Annotated in this window: 13 protein-coding genes; 7 read left to right on the top strand and 6 right to left on the bottom strand. The window is 69.2% G+C overall.

The features are described 5' to 3' along the window. Window positions 1–128: 128 nt before the first annotated feature. Window positions 129–1,274, top strand: coding sequence for a phosphatase PAP2 family protein (locus AC5Y36_RS10060; RefSeq protein WP_500040739.1), 1,146 nt, complete (start codon window positions 129–131; stop codon window positions 1,272–1,274). On the opposite strand, the gene AC5Y36_RS10065 is transcribed toward AC5Y36_RS10060, so the two are convergent. From AC5Y36_RS10065 to AC5Y36_RS10075, 3 genes are read right to left on the bottom strand one after another with little or no spacing between them, the layout of a single operon-like run. Further along, window positions 1,202–2,269, bottom strand: coding sequence for an acyl-CoA dehydrogenase family protein (locus AC5Y36_RS10065; RefSeq protein ID WP_500040740.1), 1,068 nt, complete (start codon window positions 2,267–2,269; stop codon window positions 1,202–1,204). The genes AC5Y36_RS10060 and AC5Y36_RS10065 overlap by 73 nt on opposite strands. Continuing rightward, window positions 2,266–3,408: an acyl-CoA dehydrogenase family protein gene (locus AC5Y36_RS10070; protein ID WP_500040741.1), complete on the bottom strand. Its 1,143-nt coding sequence runs from the start codon at window positions 3,406–3,408 to the stop codon at window positions 2,266–2,268. The genes AC5Y36_RS10065 and AC5Y36_RS10070 overlap by 4 nt, the downstream gene beginning before the upstream one ends. Continuing rightward, window positions 3,405–4,070 carry a class I SAM-dependent methyltransferase gene (locus tag AC5Y36_RS10075; RefSeq protein ID WP_500040742.1) on the bottom strand — a complete coding sequence of 222 codons (666 nt, stop codon included), beginning with the start codon at window positions 4,068–4,070 and terminating at the stop codon, window positions 3,405–3,407. The genes AC5Y36_RS10070 and AC5Y36_RS10075 overlap by 4 nt, the downstream gene beginning before the upstream one ends. A gap of 117 nt (window positions 4,071–4,187) precedes the next feature. Between AC5Y36_RS10075 and AC5Y36_RS10080 the strand changes: the two genes are divergently transcribed. The 6 genes from AC5Y36_RS10080 (at window position 4,188) to AC5Y36_RS10105 (ending at window position 15,875) form a co-directional block, all read left to right on the top strand. Beyond that, window positions 4,188–5,444: an HNH endonuclease signature motif containing protein gene (locus tag AC5Y36_RS10080; RefSeq protein ID WP_500040743.1), complete on the top strand. Its 1,257-nt coding sequence runs from the start codon at window positions 4,188–4,190 to the stop codon at window positions 5,442–5,444. 303 nt (window positions 5,445–5,747) lie between these two features. Beyond that, window positions 5,748–6,764: a beta-ketoacyl-ACP synthase III gene (fabH, locus tag AC5Y36_RS10085; RefSeq protein WP_500040744.1), complete on the top strand. Its 1,017-nt coding sequence runs from the start codon at window positions 5,748–5,750 to the stop codon at window positions 6,762–6,764. A gap of 80 nt (window positions 6,765–6,844) precedes the next feature. Beyond that, a complete protein-coding gene (locus AC5Y36_RS10090; RefSeq protein ID WP_500040745.1) occupies window positions 6,845–8,353 on the top strand; it encodes a class I adenylate-forming enzyme family protein in 1,509 nt (502 codons plus the stop codon). Window positions 8,354–8,370: 17 nt separating this feature from the next. Beyond that, window positions 8,371–8,667, top strand: a complete 297-nt coding sequence (locus AC5Y36_RS10095; protein ID WP_500040746.1) for a hypothetical protein — start codon at window positions 8,371–8,373, stop codon at window positions 8,665–8,667. 179 nt (window positions 8,668–8,846) lie between these two features. Continuing rightward, the gene (locus tag AC5Y36_RS10100; protein WP_500040747.1) at window positions 8,847–10,673 is read left to right on the top strand and encodes an acyl-CoA dehydrogenase; all 1,827 of its coding nucleotides are present in this window, start codon (window positions 8,847–8,849) and stop codon (window positions 10,671–10,673) included. Window positions 10,674–10,934: 261 nt separating this feature from the next. Beyond that, window positions 10,935–15,875, top strand: coding sequence for a PGRS repeat-containing protein (locus AC5Y36_RS10105; protein ID WP_500040748.1), 4,941 nt, complete (start codon window positions 10,935–10,937; stop codon window positions 15,873–15,875). 80 nt (window positions 15,876–15,955) lie between these two features. Here the strand turns inward: AC5Y36_RS10105 and AC5Y36_RS10110 are convergent, their stop codons facing one another. From AC5Y36_RS10110 to AC5Y36_RS10120, 3 genes are read right to left on the bottom strand one after another with little or no spacing between them, the layout of a single operon-like run. Beyond that, window positions 15,956–16,726, bottom strand: coding sequence for a hypothetical protein (locus tag AC5Y36_RS10110; RefSeq protein WP_500040749.1), 771 nt, complete (start codon window positions 16,724–16,726; stop codon window positions 15,956–15,958). An 18-nt stretch (window positions 16,727–16,744) separates the two neighbouring features. Then, window positions 16,745–19,615 (bottom strand): MMPL/RND family transporter, encoded by a 2,871-nt coding sequence (locus tag AC5Y36_RS10115; protein WP_500040750.1) that lies wholly within the window; start codon window positions 19,613–19,615, stop codon window positions 16,745–16,747. Further along, on the bottom strand, window positions 19,612–20,043 hold the full coding sequence (locus AC5Y36_RS10120; RefSeq protein ID WP_500040751.1) for an MmpS family transport accessory protein: 432 nt from the start codon (window positions 20,041–20,043) through the stop codon (window positions 19,612–19,614). The genes AC5Y36_RS10115 and AC5Y36_RS10120 overlap by 4 nt, the downstream gene beginning before the upstream one ends. Between the last annotated feature and the right edge of the window lie 16 nt (window positions 20,044–20,059).

Genomic DNA, 20,059 nt, shown 5'->3' on the forward strand with positions numbered 1-20,059 from the left:
CCTTGGACGCACATCGGTGGCGGTTTGCCGACGGCGCGGCGCGGGCCAACTAAGCTGGCAAATTGCGTATACGCGGAAATCTGGCCGGCGATCATCGGGCCGGCGGATCGAAAGGTGTCTGGTTGTCCATGGCTGACGCGCCGTCCGACACCGACGATAATGCTTGTGCCGCATCGTCGATCCGCGAACGACGCCTGGTCCTGATACGTCGCGTCGCGGTCACCACCTGGGTGATCGTGGTGGTGTTTCGGACGTGGACCGGCGGATTCGCGTTCAACCGGGAACTGTTGCTGGTCTACATCTGCACCGGTTTGATCGCGGCCAGCATCGGCCGTCAACGGATGCTGCAGGTCGTCCTGGACTGGCTGCCGTTCGCGTTGGTGCTCATCGTCTACGACCTGAGCCGCGGTGCGGCGCTGTTCCTGGGCACGCCGACGCTGTGGCATCCGCAGGTCGACGCCGACCGATGGATGTTCTTCGGGGCGATCCCCACCGTCTGGCTGCAAGAGCACCTCAAGCAGGCGCGCCCGCCGTGGTGGGAGGTGGTGATGAGCACTACCTATATGTCGTTCTTCATCCTGCCCTACGTGGTGGCCGGGGTGCTGTGGCTGCGTAACCGCGACGACTGGAAGGCGTTCGTGCTGCGTTTCGTCGCGCTGCAGTTCGTCGCGTTGGGCATCTACGTGCTGCTGCCGGCGGCTCCGCCCTGGGCCGCTGCCCGGTGCACGGCGCAGGAGGTCGCCGACGGACCGGCGAACCCGCCGTGCATGTTCCGGTCAGCCGCGCACGTGCCGGACGGCGGACTGCTGGGCGCCATGGAGACCACCCAGCCCGGAGCCCACCGCTGGGTGGAGCGGATCTCCACCCGAGGCTGGGGGACGCTGCACCTGGATACGGCTCGCTCGCTGATCGACGAGGGGCAGGCCAGCGTGAACCTGGTGGCCGCCATTCCGTCGCTGCACACCGCCCTGACGGTGATGGTCGCCATGTTCCTGTGGCGGCGGGTGCGGGCGCGGTGGCGTCCGCTGCTGGTCGCCTACGCGGTGATCATGATCTTCAGCCTGATCTATGCCGCCGAGCACTTCGTTTTCGACGTGCTGACCGGTGTGCTGCTGGCAATGGTGGTGTTGGTGGTGATCGGCCGGTTGGAGTCCCGCTGGCGACGACGCCGGCTCCCCGCCGCCCCGGTGGCGACGCTGATTCAGCAGCCCGCCGAGCCCACCACTACATCCCAACCCGAAGAAAGTGCGGTGCGGCCCAGCCGGCCGGCGTAGTGCGCGGTACTGCCGAATTCGTCGACCCAGCTGTAGGCCCGCGTCGTCGCGCACCAGAGCCGGTGCTCGAGCGTCACTCCGATTGCGCCGTGCAGCTGGTGCGCCGTGCGGGCCACCACCGGCACCACCCGGCCCAACACCACCTTGGCGACGGTGACGGCGTAATCGGCCTGCGGGCTGGCGAAGCCGTGGTCGGTCGCGGCCGCGACGGCCAGCGTCGCGCTGGCGCGGGCCCGTTCGATCTCGCCGGCCATCGCCGACAACGCGTGCTGCACCGACTGAAACGCGCTGAGCGGGCGACCGAACTGCACCCGTTCGCGGGTGTGAGCCACCGACCACTCCGCGGCGGCGTCCAGCGCCCCGATGATCTGTATGCAGCGGGCCCAGGCGCCGCGTCGGGTCAGTTCGGCGGCCACCGCCGCGTCGAGCGCCTCGAATCGGTCGGCCGGCAGGTCGAACGCGATCGCGTCCCGGGGTTCACCGGCCAGATTGCGGCCCGCTGTGGCGTCAAGCTCGGCGGGATCGACGGCGGTGACCAGCAGGCCGTCGGCCGTCGCCGCGGCCAGCAACACCCGCTGCGCCGACGGCAACCAGGCGACGTCGGTGGCGGATCCGGTGACCCGACCGTCGGCACGCACAGCGTCGGCGATCGCCACCGTCAACGGGCCGGTGTCGGGGACATCGATGCCGGCCCGCCCGGCCAGCCATCCGGCCAGCAGATCGGTTTCTGCCACCGGGGCGGTGGCGGCGTGGCGGGCCAGGCCGCGCAGCACCACCGCACTCTCACCCGGACCCGCCGCGGCGCTACTGGTCAGCCGGGTCAGCCCGGTGTCCTCCAGAGCGCGCCACAGGTCGCCGTCGAATGCCGGCTCCCGATTCGGAGTGCGGGCGTCGAATGAACGACGACCGATCTCGTCGACCAGCCGGCGCAATTCGGCGAACTCGTCGCCCGTATCGGCGGCAGCGAAAACGCCGCCGGCAAGCCAGGTCGTCACCGCAGCCCCATCCCTTTCGCGACGACCCCGCGCAGCACCTCGTTGGTGCCGCCGCGCAGGGTGAACAACGGCGAGTGCAGCCGCGCCGCGGCCAGCAGCGCCGGCAGCTCCTCCGGGTCTTTGACGGCGTCGAGCAGGTCGGCGACCAGCTCCACGGTGTCCTGTTCGAAACGGGTGCCCAGATCCTTGACCAGCGCCGCCTGGTTGGTGGGCTGGGCGCCGTCGGCCAGTGCCCGCGCCACCGACACCGACAGCTGGCGCAGCGAGATCAGCCGCGCCATCAGATCCCCGACCCGCGCGGCGGTGCCATCGTCGATCCCGGGGCCCAGCGCACCCAGCAGCGCCAGGATCAGCGGCGCGGTCGACAGGATCCGCTCCGGGCCGCTGCGTTCGAACGACAATTCGGCGGTCACCTGGTGCCAGCCGTTGCCGACCTCGCCGAGCACGTCGGCGTCGGGCACGAACACCTCGGTGTAGGTCACTTCGTTGAAATGGTGTGCGCCGTCCATCCCGATGATCGCCTCGATCACCACGCCGGGCGCATCGGTCGGCACCAGGAACTGACTGAAGCCGGCGTGCCGGTGTGCCGGATCGGGCGAGCTGGTGCGCGCCAGCACCACCACCTGATGCGCGAGGTGGGCGCCGCTGGTCCATATCTTGCGCCCGGTGAGCAGCCAGCCGCCGCCGGTGCGGGTGGCGCGGGTGGTAGCGGCCGCCAGATCCGAGCCGGCCTGCGGCTCGCTCATCCCGATCGCCGAATGGAACCGTCCCGCCGCGATGCGGGGCAGAATCCGGTGCCGCTGTTCCTCGTTGCCGTAGGCCAGCAGTCCGGGCGCCACCTGGCGATCGGCGATCCAGTGCGCGGCGACCGGGGCACCGGCGGCCAGCAGTTCCTCGGTGACGACGTAGCGGTGCAGATGTCCCAGACCATGGCCGCCGTAGCGGGTCGGGATCGTCAGGCCCAGGAATCCGGCATCAGCGAGTCGCGCGGAAAACCCTTCATCCCAACGGGATAGCCAGCAATCCACCGCCGGCTGCCAGCCGAACTCGGCGCGGTCGGCGGCCAGGAAATCGCGCAGCGCCGACCGCAGCGCGGCCAACTCCGGGTCATTGGCACACAACGCGTCGAAGGCGCTCACCGGGCCGCCGAGAAGTGCGCGACCGCACCGGAGAGCGCCAGCCGCTGTACCGTCAGCCCCGCCCCGGTCAACCAGGCGTGCAACTCGTCGGCGGTTCCGCCGACACCGAACATGCCGGCGCGCTGCATGACGGCGAACGCCAGGTCCTGTCGACGCCCCGCGCCGCGCACCAACGAATCGCCGACCAGCCGGCCACCGGGCCGCAGGCAGCGGGCCAGCTCGGCGACCGCGGTCGCCGGATCAGGCAGGCAATGCAACCCGTTGAACGACACGCACAGGTCGAACTCCCCGTCGTCGAACGGCAGCCTCGCGATGTCGGCCTCGGCGAACTCGACGCCGACCAGGCCGAGGCGCTCGGCGCGGCGGCGGGCCCGGGCGAGCATGTCCGGGGAGATGTCGGCGGCGACGTAACGCACCTGCTGACCGGGGCGCAGACCGCGCCACGCCACTCCGCCCCCGCACGGAACATCCAGCACCGCCGCACCGTCCGGCAACTCGCCCAGCACAGTCAGGCTGTCGTAGAACTTGCGGACGTCGGTACCCCACACCGCCATCCCGAACGGCCACGCCACCTGCGGATGGTCCACGCCGAACAGGTAGGCGGTGATGCCCAGCCGGTCGGCGATGCTCTGCTGCCCCCACCGGGGTGGCTGCGTCGTCATGGGTTCACCCTCGCGGGACACGGTTGGCGGTGTCAACAACGGCGCGGTTGCCGTGGCGCGCGGGGATACCCAATCACGTCCACCGGACTTGTCAGACCCGGGTGGGATGCTGAGGGCATGACCTCGCCCGTGGCCTCTGCCAGCACCGATGTGAGTCCTGGTGTGCGTCTTGGGGAGCTGTTTGAGGAGTTGTCGGGGTTGATGGGTCAGCGTAATGCGATCGATGGGCGCATCGTGGAGATCATTTCTGAGATCGACCACGACGGGTTGTGGGGTGCCACGGGGGTGCGGTCGGTGGCCGCGTTGGTGGCGTGGAAGACCGGTTCGTCACTGGCTAATGCCCACACCATCGCGGCGGTGGCGCACCGGCTGGAATCGTTTCCGCGGTGCGCGCAGGGGTTACGCGAGGGCCGGCTGTCGCTGGATCAGGTGGGCGTGATCGCGCAGCGCGCCGCCGAGGGCTCAGATGAGCATTACGCGCAGCTGGCTGATTCGGCCACGGTTTCCCAGTTGCGTACCGCGATCAAGTTGGCTCCCCGGCCCGAGCCCGATCCACGGCCGACCCCGCCGCCGGCGATCACCAAGACCTCCCACGACGCCGAGCTCGATGTCTGGCGCATCACCTTGTCGCATGCGCAGTCGGCGACATTGGAAGCCGCGCTGCAGTCCCATCGTGACGCACTGCTGGCCCAGTGGAGACGCGACCGCGACAACAGTGGCGGCACCAGCGCTGATCAGCATCCGCCGATGCCGACGAACATCGATGCGTTCCTGCAGCTGATCGAGACCGGCTGGGACGTCGAGGTGCAGCGCCGCCCGCACGGGCAACGCACCACCGTGATCATGCATCTCGATGTCAAAGAGCAGATCGCCGCGCTGCATCTGGGCCCGCTGCTAACCGATGCCGAACGGCAGTATCTGAGCTGTGATGCCACCTGCGAGGTGTGGTTCGAACGCGACGGTCAGGTCATCGGGTGCGGTCGATCGACCCGCACCATCAACCGTCGGTTGCGCCGCGCCCTGGAACACCGCCACCCCACCTGCGCGGTTCCCGGCTGCGGAGCCACCCGCGGTCTGCACGCCCACCACATCCGGCACTGGGAACACGGCGGCACCACCGACCTGAACAACCTGGTGCTGGTCTGCCCGTATCACCACCGCCTGCACCACCAGGGCCTCCTCACCATCACCGGAGACGCCGACCACCTCGTCGTCACCGACAGCGACGGCCACCACCTGCACCCCGGATCACTGGCCCGCCCACCCACCAGCCCACCACCCAACGTCGCGCCCTACCCCGGACCCACCGGCGAACGCGCCCAATGGTGGTGGTACGAACCATTCCAACCACAACCACCACCCCCACCCAACTAAGCCAGCCCAGTCGGCGATATAAGGCGATGTAGCAATCAGATTCGCAGGATTGCCGGCGCTGAGACGTCCGTGGGCTTTGCCCAGCCGGCGGACATGGTGACTGCCGCTTCGGCGACGTGTCCAGGGTGGACCGACCGTCATCCGCCACCCTCACGGGCGCCGCGCAGTCGCGCCGGCCTTCACCCTGATCGGATGCCACCGCGTCGGTGATCAAGCGATTGAACATCGACGGGATGTCGGCAAACCCAGAGCGGCGGTGCCGGACATCACCCGGAGTTCGTCGCCATGCCTTACCGTCACAGGATGACCAACATCGCCGAGATCACCGGCATCCGGACGGTCGGGCTACTCAGTATCGGCGCGTACCGCCCCGAACGGGTGGTCACCAACGACGAGATCTGCCAGAACATCGACTCCTCCGACGAGTGGATCTTCACCCGCACCGGGATCAAGACCCGCCGGTTCGCCGCCGACGACGAATCCGCGGCGTCGATGGCCATCGAGGCCGCCCGCCGCGCCGTCGCCAACGCGCTGCTGTCCGGCCCCGACATCGACGCCGTCATCGTGGCCACCAACACCCATTTCCTGCAGACGCCCCCCGCCGCGCCGATGGTGGCAACCGCGCTGGGCGCCAACGGGATTCCCGGATTCGACATCAACGTGGGCTGCGCCGGTTTCGGTTACGCGGTCGGGGTGGGCGCCGACATGATCCGGGCCGGCACCGCCGCCAAGGTCCTGGTGATCGGCACTGAGAAGCTGTCACCCACCATTGACATGCACGACCGGGGCAACTGCTTCATCTTCGCCGACGGCGCCGGCGCGGTGGTGCTCGGTGAAACCCCCGAGCAGGGCATCGGTCCGACGGTGTGGGGCAGCGACGGCGAACAGACCAACGCGGTCCGTCAGGACATCGACTGGATCACCTCCTCGGAGAACCCGAGCGGACCGCGGCCTTATCTGCGGATGGAAGGCACCGCGGTGTTCCGCTGGGCGGCGTTCGAGATGGGCAAAGCCGGCCAGCGCGCGATGGAGGCCGCCAAGGTGTCCGCCGAAGAGCTGAAGGTGTTCATACCGCACCAGGCCAATACCCGGATCAACGAACTGCTGGCCAAGAATCTGCAATTCGGTCCGGACGTGGTGGTCGCCAACGACATCGTGCACACCGGGAACACGTCGGCGGCCTCGATTCCGCTGGCCATGGAGGAGCTGTTGTCGACCGGGGCGGCCAAACCCGGCGATGTGGCCCTGCTGCTGGGCTACGGCGCGGGCCTCAGCTACGCCGCTCAGGTGGTGAAGCTGCCGCCGGTGCCCTTCGAATGACATCCGGCGAGGGTTTACACTTCTAGCGTGAACTGTCAACCTGACCGGTTGCCGGCGGCTGATGCCCAGAAGGTGGCCCGATGAGCATTTCGTTGCTGCTCGAGATGGCGGTGTCGAGCAACCCGGAGCGGGTGGCCGTCGTCTCCGAAGACCTTCGGCTGACCACCCAGCAGCTCAGCGACCTCGCCGACGGGGCGGCCGGCGTCATCGCGGACTCCGGTGCCGAGCACGTCGCTTACGTCGGGGCCGGCGGCGCGATGTTGCCGCTGCTGCTGTTCTCCTCGGCGCGGGCCGGGCGCGCGGTCACCCCGATCAACTACCGGCTGTCCGCCGAAGGGATCCAGACGCTGATCGGGCGGCTGCCCGAGCCGCTGGTGATCGTTGACCCCCGCTACGCCGAGACGGTCGGTGATGCGGGTGCGCAGGTGATGAGCTCCGACGAATTCCTGGCCGCCGCCCAGCGGCCCGAGGCCGCCGAAAACACCGCAGAGTTCCCCGACCCCGATTCGGTGGCGGTGGTGCTGTTCACCTCCGGAACCACCTCGGCGCCCAAGGCCGTCGAACTCACCCACAACAACCTGACCAGCTACATCACCGGCACCGTCGAATTCGACTCCGCGGGCCCGGCCGATGCGGCGCTGATCTGCGTGCCCCCGTACCACATCGCCGGGGTCGGGGCGGCCCTGTCGAACCTGTACGCCGGCCGTCGGATGGTCTACCTGCCCAACTTCGAGGCGCAGGAATGGATACGGCTGGCCAACGCCGAACAGGTCACCACCGCCACCGTGGTGCCCACCATGCTGGACCGTATCGTCACCGTGCTCGAGCGTGACGGGGGTGCGCCCTCGGCGCTGCGCAACCTGGCCTACGGCGGCTCCAAGGTGGGATTGCCACTGGTGCGCCGCGCGCTGGAGCTGATGCCCGATGTCGGCTTCGTCAACGCCTACGGGCTGACCGAGACCAGTTCCACCATCGCGGTGCTGACCCCAGACGATCATCGCGAGGCGCTGGCTTCGCCCGATCCCGCCGTCGCCCGGCGGCTGGGGTCGGTCGGGCAGCCGGTGCCCAGTGTCGAGGTGCAGATCCGCGGTGAGGACGGCAATGTGCTGGGGCCGGGCGAAACCGGGGAGCTGTTCGTCCGCGGCGAGCAGGTGTCCGGGCGCTACACCGGGATCGGTTCGGTACTCGACGCCGACGGCTGGTTTCCCACCCGCGACATCGCCATGCTTGACGCCGACCGCTACCTGTTCATCGGCGGGCGCTCCGACGACACCATCATCCGGGGCGGGGAGAACATCGCCCCCGCCGAGATCGAAGACGTGCTGATCGAGCATCCCGATGTGCGCGACGTCGCCGTCGTCGGCATCGAAGATTCGCAGTGGGGTCAGGCGATCGTGGCGGTGGTGGTTGCGGCGCCCGGCGTCGACGCCGATCCGGAGGCGCTGCGCGAGCATGTCCGGGCGAATCTTCGCGGCTCCCGCACCCCCGACCGGGTAGTGTTCCGGGACGAACTGCCCACCAACGCCACCGGTAAGGTGCTGCGCCGCGAACTGGTCGACGAACTTTCATCCGCCTCGGTTGAGCAGTAATCACAAAGGACGAAACCATGATCAAAAACGGCACCCGGCTACAGAGTCAGGTATGTGACACCCAGGTCATCGTGGTCAGGACCGCCGACAGTCTCGACGATCTGTGCTGCGGCGGCGTGGCGATGGTGGCGATGGACGCCGACCGGTCCGGTGAACTCAACCCGGCCTTCGCCGACGGCGCGGTGATGGGCAAGCGCTACGTCGACGAGGCCGGCGCAGAGGTGTTGGTGACCAAGGCGGGCGCGGGCAGCCTGTCGGTGGGGGAGACGGCGCTGAGCCTCAAGGAGGCCAAGCCGCTGCCCGCCAGCGACTAGCCCCAGGCGTTGCCCCAACGGCGCGACTGTGCGGATTGATCCGCGGTCCCCGGCGTGTTCCGTACGAAACCGCACAGTCGGCGCGAGCGGTTACGTATCAGCCCGGCCAACGCCCGGTCGGGGGTGGTGATCCGGAGTTACTCTGGGCCTATCCGTGCGACCGGGAGGAAGCGGAGCCCATGGGCCACTACCGCAGCAATGTGCGCGACCTGGAATTCAACCTGATCGAAGCGCTGGATCTGGAAGCCTGCCTGGCCGACGGTGCATTCGGTGACCTGGATGTCGACTCGGTACGCCAGATGCTGGCCGAGGCGGCGCGGCTGGCCGAGGGTCCGGTCGCGGAATCCTTCGCCGATGCCGACCGTCACCCGCCGACGTTCGATCCCGACACGCACGTCGTCACCCTGCCCGACGCGTTCAAGAAGTCGCTGCAGTCCTGGCAGCAGGGGGAGTGGTTCCGGGTCGGGCTGGCCGACGACGTCGGTGGGATGCCCGCCCCGGCGATGCTGAGCTGGGCCATCAACGAATTCGTCCTCGGCGCCAACCCAGCGGTCTTCATGTACATGGCGGGTCCGGTTTTCGCCGACATCCTCTACCGGCTCGGCAATGAGCAGCAGCGGCATTGGGCGGCGCTGGCGATCGACCGCAACTGGGGCGCCACCATGGTGCTGACGGAGCCGGATGCTGGTTCTGATGTGGGGGCCGGCCGAACGAAGGCCACCGAGCAGCCCGACGGCAGCTGGCATATCGACGGTGTCAAGCGGTTCATCACCAACGGCGACACCGACGACATGTTCGAGAACATCATGCACATGGTGTTGGCCCGCCCGGAGGGCGCCGGCCCCGGCACCAAGGGGCTGAGCCTGTTCCTGGTGCCCAAGTATCTGCCCGACCCCCAGACCGGTGAACCCGGAGAACGCAACGGCGCATTCGTCACCGGGCTGGAGCACAAGATGGGCCTCAAGGCGTCGGCGACCTGTGAGCTGACCTTCGGCCAGCACGGTGTCCCCGCCAAGGGATGGCTGGTCGGGGACAGTCACAACGGCATCGCGCAGATGTTCAACGTCATCGAGTACGCCCGGATGATGGTGGGCACCAAGGCGATTGCCACCCTGTCGACCGGATACCTAAATGCGCTGGACTACGCCAAGACCCGGGTGCAGGGCGCGGATCTGACCCAGATGACCGACAAGTCCGCGCCGCGGGTGACCATCATCCACCACCCCGACGTGCGCCGGGCACTGATGACGCAGAAGGCCTACGCGGAGGGGCTGCGTTCGCTGTACCTGTACACCGCGGCGCACCACGACCCGCAGGTGGCGGCGGTGATCTCCGGTGCCGACGCCGACCTGGCCGCCCGCGTCAACGATCTGCTGCTGCCGATCGTCAAAGGCGTTGGTTCTGAACGGGTTTACCAGTATCTGACCGAGTCGCTGCAGACCCTGGGCGGCTCGGGCTTCCTGCAGGACTACCCGATGGAGCAATATATCCGCGACGCCAAGATCGACTCGCTGTATGAGGGCACCACCGCGATTCAGGCGCAGGACTTCTTCTTCCGCAAGATCGCCCGCGACCGCGGGGTCGCGCTGCAGCATCTGGTGGCCCAGATCGAGAAGACCCTGGATGGTGATGAGCGCCCCGAGCTGGCCGAGGCCCGTGCGGCTCTGGCCGCCGCACTGGGCGACGTGCGGGCGATGGTCGCCTCGCTGACCGGCTACCTGTTCGGTGCACAGGACAACACCCACGAGCTCTACCGGGTGGGCCTGCAGTCGGTGCCGTTCCTGCTGTCGGTCGGTGACCTGCTGATCGGATGGCTGCTGGTGCGCAACGCCCAGATCGCGTTGGCCGCGCTGGAGACCCAACCCGCCGACGCCGCCTTCTATCAGGGCAAGGTCGCCGCGGCGACATTCTTCGCCAAGAACGTGCTGCCCCGACTGAGCGCCGAGCGACGGATCGCCGAGGACGTCGACCGCGCGATCATGGAGCTGTCCGAAGACGCCTTCTGAGCGCCCACTGACGCGTTCTCCTAGCGGCCACACCGGCCACAGCGCGCCAGGCCGTCCTGCCCGGATTTACATTCCCGTCAAATCTGTGTCCCAAATGTGGGACAGATGCGTCGATTGACGCTAACGTAAGTCTTCACTGAGAGTTTGTTACCTCCATATTAAGGAAGGCTCACGCTCATGGTCGAAATTCGTCGCAGTCGCAGTATTGGCAAGTCGGGCCGGACGCGTCGGCGGGACCGCGCTATCGGTGCCGCCGCCTCGGTGGCAGCCTTTCTGTCGTTCGGCTTGGCGCCGCTGGCAGCGGCACCTCCGGCGCAGGCTGATGAGTTCGACTGGATCATGGAACTGTTCGACCCCGCGGCGTGGGCGCCGTCCGACGACGGCGGGCTCAGCGAGGCCTTCAACCTGTTCGACCCGGGCACCTGGGGCGGATCGTCGGTTGATCTGGCTGATTGGGGTCTGAGCCCGGCGGCACCGGCACTGGCTGGTGAGGATCTGTCGCTGTTTGGTGGCGCCTGGTTTGAGCAGGTGATCTACGAGCCGCTGCATGACAGCATGCAAGCCTGGATTGCCAGTGATCTCGGCCAGACAATCGACGGCTACATCAACGATTGGTTCGGCAATGGCCAGCTGCTGATCGGCAACGGTGTCGACGGCACCGAGGCCAACCCCGATGGTGGTGCGGGCGGGTTGTGGTTCGGTGACGGCGGGGCCGGCTGGGACTCCGATCAGGCCGGGGTGAACGGCGGCGCCGGTGGCGACGCGGTGGGCTGGTTCGGCAACGGCGGGGCCGGCGGTGACGGCGGGGCCGGGGCCGATGGTGGCGCAGGCGGGATGGGTGCCACCTTGTTCGGTAACGGCGGTGCCGGCGGAGCCGGCGGTGCCGGTGATCTGGATATCAATGGCGGGGCCGGGGGCGCCGGTGGTGTCGGCGGCGTCGGGCAGGGCGCCTTTGGCGCCGGCGGCGCCGGTGGCGTCGGCGGGGACGCGGTGGTGGCCAGCGGCGCTGCGGGCGGCAACGGTGGCGCGGGCGGCAATTCCACCAACTACGGCGACGGCGGCCTCGGCGGCAACGGTGGCGCCGGCGGCTCCGGGACGACTGGAACGGCCGGCGTTCAGGGCAGTCCCGACGGCGGTGTGGGCGGTGACGGCGGTGCCGGTGGCCGCGGCGGGGACGGCGGAGACGCCGGCTGGTTCTTGAGCAACGGCGGGCATGGCGGCCAGGGCGGATCGGCGGGTTCCGGTGGGGCTGGCGGGGTCGGCTGGAGTTCCACGGATCCGGCGGTGGCCGGCGGTAACGGCGGGGCCGGCGGAAACGGCGGCATCGGCGGGGCCGGCGGCAACGGTGGTCGCGGCGGGGACGCCGGCGAGGACATCGGCCGCGGCGGCAACGGAGGCAACGGCGGGGCCGGCGGCGACACCGGCGTGGGCGGTGACGGCGGGCACGGTGCGGCTGGCAACGCGGCCAATCCCGACGGCGGCGCGGGCGGTAACGGTGGCGACCCGGGCGCTCAGGTCGGTGCCGGCGGCAAAGGCGGCCTAGGCGGGGCGGCCTATCCCAACGACACCAACGCCAAACCCGGTGTCGATGGCCTCGACGGGCCGGCCGGTCACATGGCCACCAGTGGCGGCAACGGTGGCGACGGCGGCGCGGGATACGCCGCCAGCACTACCGGGCTGGTGGGCGGCAACGGCGGTGCCGGCGGTAACGGTGGCGCCGTCGGTAACGGTGGAAACGGTGGAAACGGCGGCAAGGGTGCCGACGGCGTCGCGGGCGTCACCGACGACGCGAATCTGGGCACGAACGGTACCGCGGGCAGTGCCGGTGGCACCGGCGGAGCCGGCGGTGCCGGCGGCGCGATCTCCGGCAACGGGGGTGATGGCGGTGTCGGCGGTGCCGGCGGATCCGGTGGAGCCGGCGGCCACGGCGTGGACGGCACGGCGGGTGCTAACGCTGTTCCGGACAGCGGCGCAGACGGAGAGACCGGTACTGACGGCACCAACGGCGGCGACGGCGCTGTCGGTGGAGCCGGAGGCAACGGCGGTGTTGGTGGCACCGCCGCACATGGCACTTCCGGCAACGATGGTGCGGGCGGCGTCGGCGGCGACGGTGGTGCGGCGGGCAACGCGGGCAATGGCGGCAACGGCGGCAACGGCGCCAACAGTCTCACCGAGATCGTCGGGGGCAAGGGTGGTGACGGCGGCCAGGGTGGTGACCGCGGAACCGCCGGCAGTGGCGGCCAGGGCGGCTTGAGCGGGGACGGCTCCACCCGGTCTGCCGACGGTGCGAACGGCGCGGCCGGGACCGGCGGCAACGGTGGCCGAGGCGGTGACGGCAGCGGCGGCCAGGTGATCACCATCGGCGGTGTGCAGGTGGCTCAGTCCGGCGCCGATGGCGGTGCCGGTGGTGCCGCCGGCGCGGAAGGCAACGGCGGGGCCGGCGGCAATGGTGGCGCCGGCGCGGACGGCACCCCAGGCAGCACCGACCCGGTGACCGGAGACGGCACACCCGGTTTGGCCGGCGGCACCGGCGGCAACGGCGGAGCGGGTGGCGCCGGCGGCAGCACATCGGGCGACGGTGGCGCGGGCGGCAACGCCGGGATCGGCGGGGCCGGCGGCAACGGTGGCGACGGCGCCGACGCCGCACCGGACAGTGGACAGTCCGGTGGAAGCGGTGGCGACGCCGGGGCTGGTGGTTCCGGCGGCGTCGGCGGCCAGGGCGGCTCGGCAACCACCGGCAACGGCGGTGACGGCGGGAACGCCGGTGCCGGCGGCGCGGCGGGTACCGCGGGAAGCGGTGGTGATGGCGCCGGCGGCGGCGGGGAAGCCGTCGCCGGCAGCGGTGGCGCCGGTGGCCATGGAGCCGACGGCGGCAGCGCAGGGACTGCGGGCAACGGCGGGAGTACGGCCGGGGGTGGCAACGCCGGCGCTAGCGGTACCGGCGCCGCCGACGGCGCCAACGCCGATGGGGGTACTGGCGGCAACGGCGGCAACGGTCAGGTGGTCGACATCGGTGGGGTTCCGGTCGCGCAGGCAGGTGGTGCCGGTGGCGCGGGCGGCGACGCCGCGTCGAACGGCAACGGCGGTGCCGGTGGCAACGGCGGCACCGGAGCCGATGGTGTCGACGGCGGCACCGAGGCTGACGGCAATGGAACCGCCGGCACCGACGGCGGGGCCGGTGGTGCGGGCGGCACGGGTGGTGCCGGCGGCACCACCTCGGGTGACGGCGGAATCGGCGGCCAGGGTGGTGACGCGGGTGACGGTGGTGACGGCGGTGCCGGCTCCGATGGCCCCAGCGGCGGTACCGGCGGCGCCGGCGGTAACGGCGGTGTGGCCGGTGATGGCGGCACGGGTGGTACGGCGACGCACGGTACCGGTGGCGCCGGTGGGGATGCCGGCGACGGCGGTAACGGCGGCACGGCCGGCAACGGCGGCAACGCGACCGATCCCGATGGGAGCGGCGGCGTTGGTGGCGCCGGCGGCAACGCGGGCAATGCCGGTGACGGTGGTGCCGGCGGTACCGGGTCGGTCGCTGGCGGCGATGGCGGCAACGGCGGTGACCGCGGCACGGCCGGATCTGGAGGTGCCGGTGGCACCAACGGAGATGGCAGCACCGCCGCTGACGGCGCCGATGGCGCGGACGCCACCGACGGCGGTGACGGTGGCGCGGGCGGTGCGGGCTTGGACGGCCTGCTCGTCACCAACTCCGATGGCAGCGTGACCGCGCAAGCCGGCGGCACCGGCGGTGACGGTGGCAACGCCGGCCGGATCGGTACCGGTGGCGCCGGTGGGGCCGGTGGTAATGGCGCGTCCGGGACCGGCGGCGATGGTGTCGACGGCGGTACCGGCGGCAATGGTGGCAGCGGCGGCGCCGGTGGCACCGAATCCGGCGATGCCGGTAACGGTGGTAACGGCGGCGACGGCGGCACTGTCAACGGCGGCAACGGCGCCTCTGCAGCGGCGGGGTCCAACGGCAACGGTGAAGACGGCGGCGACGGCGGCAACGGCGGCGCCGGCGGTGTCGGTGGTAACGGCGGCGACGCGACCCACGGCGCCGGCGGTCTCGGCGGCAACGCCGGAAACGGCGGCAACGCCGGTAACGGCGGCGACGGCGGCAACGGTGCCGGCGGGCCTTCGATCACCAACATGATCGACGGCCCCGCCGGTAACGGCGGCAACGGCGGCGACGCCGGCCAGCACGGTGGCGCGGCGGGCACCGCCGGGCACGGGGGCACCGGAGAGAACGGCCAGCAGGCCGCCGACGGCCAAGCTGGGGCCGCCGGCAGTGACCGCGCCGACGGCGGCGACGGCGGCAAGGGCGGCGACGGTGCATCCAGCCGGGTCACGCTCAAGATCGTCGATGGGCAGCGGGTGTACACGGTGGTGTCGATCGGGCAGGAAGGCGGCGACGGAGGTGCTGGCGGCAACGCCACCACGCTCGGCGACGGCGGGCACGGCGGCGCCGGCGGCGCCGGCGGCGGCATCTTCGGTGGAACCGGCAATGCCACCAACATCATTGGCCACGACGGCGGCCAGGGCGGCGCCGGTGGTAATGGGGCCGGTGAGGGCGGCAACGGTGGCGGCGGCGGCAACGGCGGCAACGGCGGCGGTACCTCCGCCGCATCGAACATCAGCGACACCAACTTGGGCAACGGTGGCGCCGGCGGTAACGGTGGCACCGGCGGCGTCAACGGCACCGGCGGTGACGGCGGTGCCGGTGGTACGGGCGGCACCTACCCCAACTCCGTCGTTCCGGGTGTCGGCGGCACCGGTGGCTCCGGCGGTTCCGGCGGCACTGGGACCAACGGCGGCCAAGGTGGTGGTGGCGGTGGTGGTGGCGGCGGCGGTGCCGGCAACCACGAGGGGAATCCGAACACCACGATCGCCTTTGGCCACGGTGGTGCCGGCGGCGAAGGCGGCGCCGGTGGTGATGCCGATGGTGCCGGCGTGATCGGCGGCGTGGGCGGAACCGGTGGCACCGGCGGTATCGGCGTCGGCACCAGCACGAGCGGAACCGGCGGAACCGGTGGCGCGGGCGGCGCGGGTGGTCTGGTCGGCCCGAACGGCGACGGCGCCGGGGGCACCGGCGGGACCGGTGGCACCGGCAGTCCCGGTGCGACCGGCGGCGACGGCGAGGCTGGCACCGCAGGCGGGCCCGATGGCACCGCCGGTACCCCGGGTGGCGCAGGCCAGAACAACTAGACGTTGTGACCGCGCCGAGTGTCGACTTTATGCACGCGTTCGGCCCGATCGCGTGACACAACCCGACACTCGGCGAAGGGTCAGCGACGGCGTTGCCGCACCTTAAAGGTGGACGGCCACGACACCCTGGTGTCGTCGCCCAGCAGCGGGGTTCCCTTCGCGCCGACGGTGACGTTGTAGGCCTCCTGCCCCGGGCCGACTTCTCGGTTGGCGTGTTCCTGAGCCAGGTAGTAGAGCTGGTCGATCTCCATATCGACAAACGCCACGAAGCTGGTCTTGCGCACTGCGTCGTCGAAGCCGGCCGTCATCCGCTGCGGAAGGGTGCGCGACACGACCGCCACCACCGCCAGGATCGCGAACGGGATCACCCAGTAGCACAGGTAGGTCAACGGACAGTCGGTGTTGTGCAGGGTGGCCTCGGACAGCGCGATCGGCGGAACCAGCGCCGACACCGTCATCGCCGTCAGCGCACCCAGCCAGATCCAGTTCAGCCGGTTCACCACCGGTGCGAACAACTCGGTCTGCACCACCGCAGCGGGCAGATCCGCCTTCGCAACGGCCTCCGCTACCGGCTTACCGATCACCACGCTGGTCAGCAGCACCGCGAACAGCCCCGCGAAGCTCACCGGCAGCACCCACTGCTGTGCGTCGCTGAACACCAGGGGCAGCAGCGTCAGCGCCGCAAACGTGGCGATAGCCCCGATTCCCAGGACTCGCGCCGAGGGCCCGCGGCCGCTGACCGTGACCTCGATCGCCGCCGCCAACGCCAGTGCCGCTGCGACCACCGACGGCACATTTCCGACCAGCACCCAGTACATCGCCCAGGGTGCGAAACCCAGCAGAACGCCCACGGACCGCAGTATAGGGGCTTACCGTTGCGCCAACGGCAGCTCGACCTGATCCGGAACGGTGGCCGGCAAGGAACGGGCAGGCCGCGATGGCCGACGACGCCGAGCATTCAGCGGCCACCAGAACCAGACGCCGAGCAAGGCGGCCGCTGACGGGGTCAAAAGGGAGCGCACGATCAGGGTGTCGAACAGCAGCCCGAGACCGATCGTGCTACCTGCCTGGCCGATGGAGTGCAGGTCACTGGCAACCATGGACATCATGGTGAACGCGAATACCAAGCCTGCCGCGGTGACCACGCCACCGGTGCTGCCCATCGAGCGAATGATGCCCGTCTTGTGTCCGGCGCTGATCTCCTCTTGAAAACGGGACACCAGCAGCAGGTTGTAGTCGGAGCCGACTGCCAGCAGGATGATCACCCCGAACACCGGCGCAATCCAGTTCAGGTCCAGACCCAGAATGTGTTGCCACACTAGGACTGTCAGCCCGAATGCGGCGCCCAGCGATAGCAGTACCGTGCCCACGATCACCAGTGAGGCCACCAGCGCCCGGGTGATGATCAGCATGACCGCAAAGATCAATGCAACCGCCGCCACCCCGACGATCAGAATGTCGTACTTCGAGCCGGTTTGGATGTCGTTGTACACCGCCGCCGTACCGGCGAGGTAGAACCTGGCGTCGGTCAGCGATGTTCCCTTCACCGCGTCGTGTGCGGCTTCCAGTTCGGGCATGACCGCCGAGATGCCCTTGGGTGTCGCCGGATCCGTGTCGTGGGTGATGATGAACCGCGCAGCCTTGCCGTCCGGGGACAAGAAGAGCTTCAGTCCCTTCTGGAAGTCCGGGTTATCGAAGGCTTCCGGCGGCAGGTAGAAGTAATCGCCGGCTTTGGCGGAGTCGAACGCGCGGCCCATCGCACTGGCCGTGTCGGTCATCCGCGACATCTGGGTCACCAGCCCGGAAAAGCTGCTGTGCATCGTGCGCAGGCTGCCCTGCATCGACTTTGCAACGGCGATGATGGGGTCGAACTGGACGGTAATCTGCGGCAGCACCGCATTGAGGTCATCGACGTCGTTGAGCAGCGGCGCCATGTCAGCGCTGAACTTGTCGATACCGTCGTAGGCATCGAATACAGACCGGATGGCTGCACAGGCCGGGATGTCGACGCAATGTTGCTCCCAGTAGAAGTAGTTGCGAATCGGCCGCACCACATCGTCGAAATCAGCGATATGGTCCCGGATCTCATCTAGAGTGGCTTTGACCTCGGTGAGGTGATTCCCCATCTCACCGGTGGTGCCGGCCATCTGCCCAACCAGCCCCTTCAACCGTTGTATCGAGCTGATCACGGCGCCCAAGTCGTCGCTCATCGTGAGCATGTCGGCCATCCGGCCCCGCATGAACTGCAGGTTCTCCTGGATGGGGATCGCCTGCATGCTGAGCTGGAACGGGATCGACGAGTGGTCGATCGGGCTGCCCAGCGGCCGGGTGATGCTCTGCACCCGCTCAACCCCTCGGGTGGCAAAGATCTCTTTTGCGATCCGGTCCAAGATGATCATGTCGCCCGGATTGCGCATATCGCGGTCGGCTTCGACCATGAGGATATCGGGATTCATTCTGGCGGCACTGAAATGGCGTTCCGCGGCGTCGTATCCGACGTTTGAAGGCAGGTTGGCGGGGATGTAGTAGCGGTCGTTATAGCTGATCTTCATTCCCGGCACCACCAGCAGGCCGACCAGGACCAGCAGCAAGGCGGCCACGAAGATCGGCCCGGGCCAGCGCACAGTTGCGGTTCCTATGCGCCGCCAGCTGCGGGTGGTGGCCACTCCCCTCGGATCCAGCAGGCCGAACCTGCCGGCGACCGCAACAACCGCCGGGCCCGCGGTCAGCGCGCCGGCGATGACCACCAACAGCCCTAGCGCCGATGGAATCCCCAGCGCCTTGAAGTACGCCAGCCGTGCGAAATGCAGGCACAACGATGCCCCGGCAATCGTGAGTCCGGACCCCAGAATCACGTGATAGGTGCCGCGGAACATCGTGTACCAGGCCGTCTCCCGGTCTTCGCCGCTGCGGCGGGCCTCGTGGTAGCGCCCGACGAGGAAGATCGCGTAGTCGGTTCCCGCGGCGATCGCCAACGACGACAACATGGCGACCACGAAGGTGGAGAACCCGAGAAGGCCGTAGTTGCCGAGCAATGCGACGACGCCACGGGCTGTGCCCATCTCGAACCCGACCATCACCAGGATGAGCAGCACGGTGCTGACCGAGCGATAGACCAGCGCGAGCATGATCACGATGACCACACCGGTCACCCCCATCATGGTGAACATGCTTTTGTCCGCGGCCTCGGTCATGTCGGTGGTCAACGCGGCCGGCCCGGTCAGGTAGGCACGGACGCCGACGGGCGGTGGCACGGCGGCGATACTCTTGCGGACCGCCTCGATCGACTCGTTACCCAGGGTGCTGCCCTGGTCACCGGCGATATTGATCTGCGCGTAAGCGGCTTTGCCGTCCGTGCTTTGGACGCCCGCCGCGGTGATCGGGTCTCCCCACAAGTCCTGAATGTGTTGGACATGTTTCGGGTCGGCCGCCAACCGTTGCACCAGGCCGGTGTAATAGCTGCGCGCATCCTCGCCGAGTTCGCTATCGCCTTCCAGAACCAGCATGGCCACGCTGTCGGAATCGGATTCGCCGAACTTCTGGCCGATCTTTTTGGCGGCGATCATCGCCGGTGCATCCTGTGGTGACATCGTGACCGCATGCGTTCGCGCCACCGATTCGATCGGCGGTACCAGAACATTGACGCCGATGGTCAGCAGCAGCCAGCCAAGAATGATCGGCCAGGCCAACTTCCGAACGGCCCGCATGAACGGCGGACGGCTCGCCGGCGGGGCGGTCATGCGGCTTTCACCAGACAGAACACCTGCGCGCGGTGTTCGTTCGAGAACTGTTCGTCCTTGACCGTGCCGTTTATGGTGATTCGGCAGCCGATCTGGTCTCCGTCGCCCTGCGCCACGACGTTGGCGACGACGGCCGGCTGCGTCGTCGTCATCTGGTAGATCCACGGCAAGCCGGCGAAGTTCGCGTGCACCGGTTCGGTGTCCGCAGTCAAGAAGCTCACCGCGCCGACCGCAGTGCTGGACCCGAACACCTCGTAGGTGACGTGCTTGGTGTTGATCGAGTCGATCGGCGTCGAACCGCTGCCGGTCCAGTTGTAGATCTCGTCGGAGCCGAACTCGCCGCGCAGACGTTCTACGCCGAGACCACCCAGCACAACAGCGGTGATCACCACCAGCGGCACCCAAACCCGCTTTAGAACGTTGAGCATCCGAATCTTCCCTTAC

The organism is Mycobacterium sp. NGS50 (genome assembly GCF_059812545.1).

Coding starts and splice junctions, on each gene's coding strand:
- AC5Y36_RS10060 (WP_500040739.1), top strand. CDS start 129: ATGGCTGACGCGCCGTCCGACACCGACGATAATGCTTGTGCCGCATCG.
- AC5Y36_RS10075 (WP_500040742.1), bottom strand. CDS start 4,070: ATGACGACGCAGCCACCCCGGTGGGGGCAGCAGAGCATCGCCGACCGG.
- AC5Y36_RS10080 (WP_500040743.1), top strand. CDS start 4,188: ATGACCTCGCCCGTGGCCTCTGCCAGCACCGATGTGAGTCCTGGTGTG.
- fabH (WP_500040744.1), top strand. CDS start 5,748: ATGACCAACATCGCCGAGATCACCGGCATCCGGACGGTCGGGCTACTC.
- AC5Y36_RS10090 (WP_500040745.1), top strand. CDS start 6,845: ATGAGCATTTCGTTGCTGCTCGAGATGGCGGTGTCGAGCAACCCGGAG.
- AC5Y36_RS10095 (WP_500040746.1), top strand. CDS start 8,371: ATGATCAAAAACGGCACCCGGCTACAGAGTCAGGTATGTGACACCCAG.
- AC5Y36_RS10100 (WP_500040747.1), top strand. CDS start 8,847: ATGGGCCACTACCGCAGCAATGTGCGCGACCTGGAATTCAACCTGATC.
- AC5Y36_RS10115 (WP_500040750.1), bottom strand. CDS start 19,615: ATGACCGCCCCGCCGGCGAGCCGTCCGCCGTTCATGCGGGCCGTTCGG.
- AC5Y36_RS10120 (WP_500040751.1), bottom strand. CDS start 20,043: ATGCTCAACGTTCTAAAGCGGGTTTGGGTGCCGCTGGTGGTGATCACC.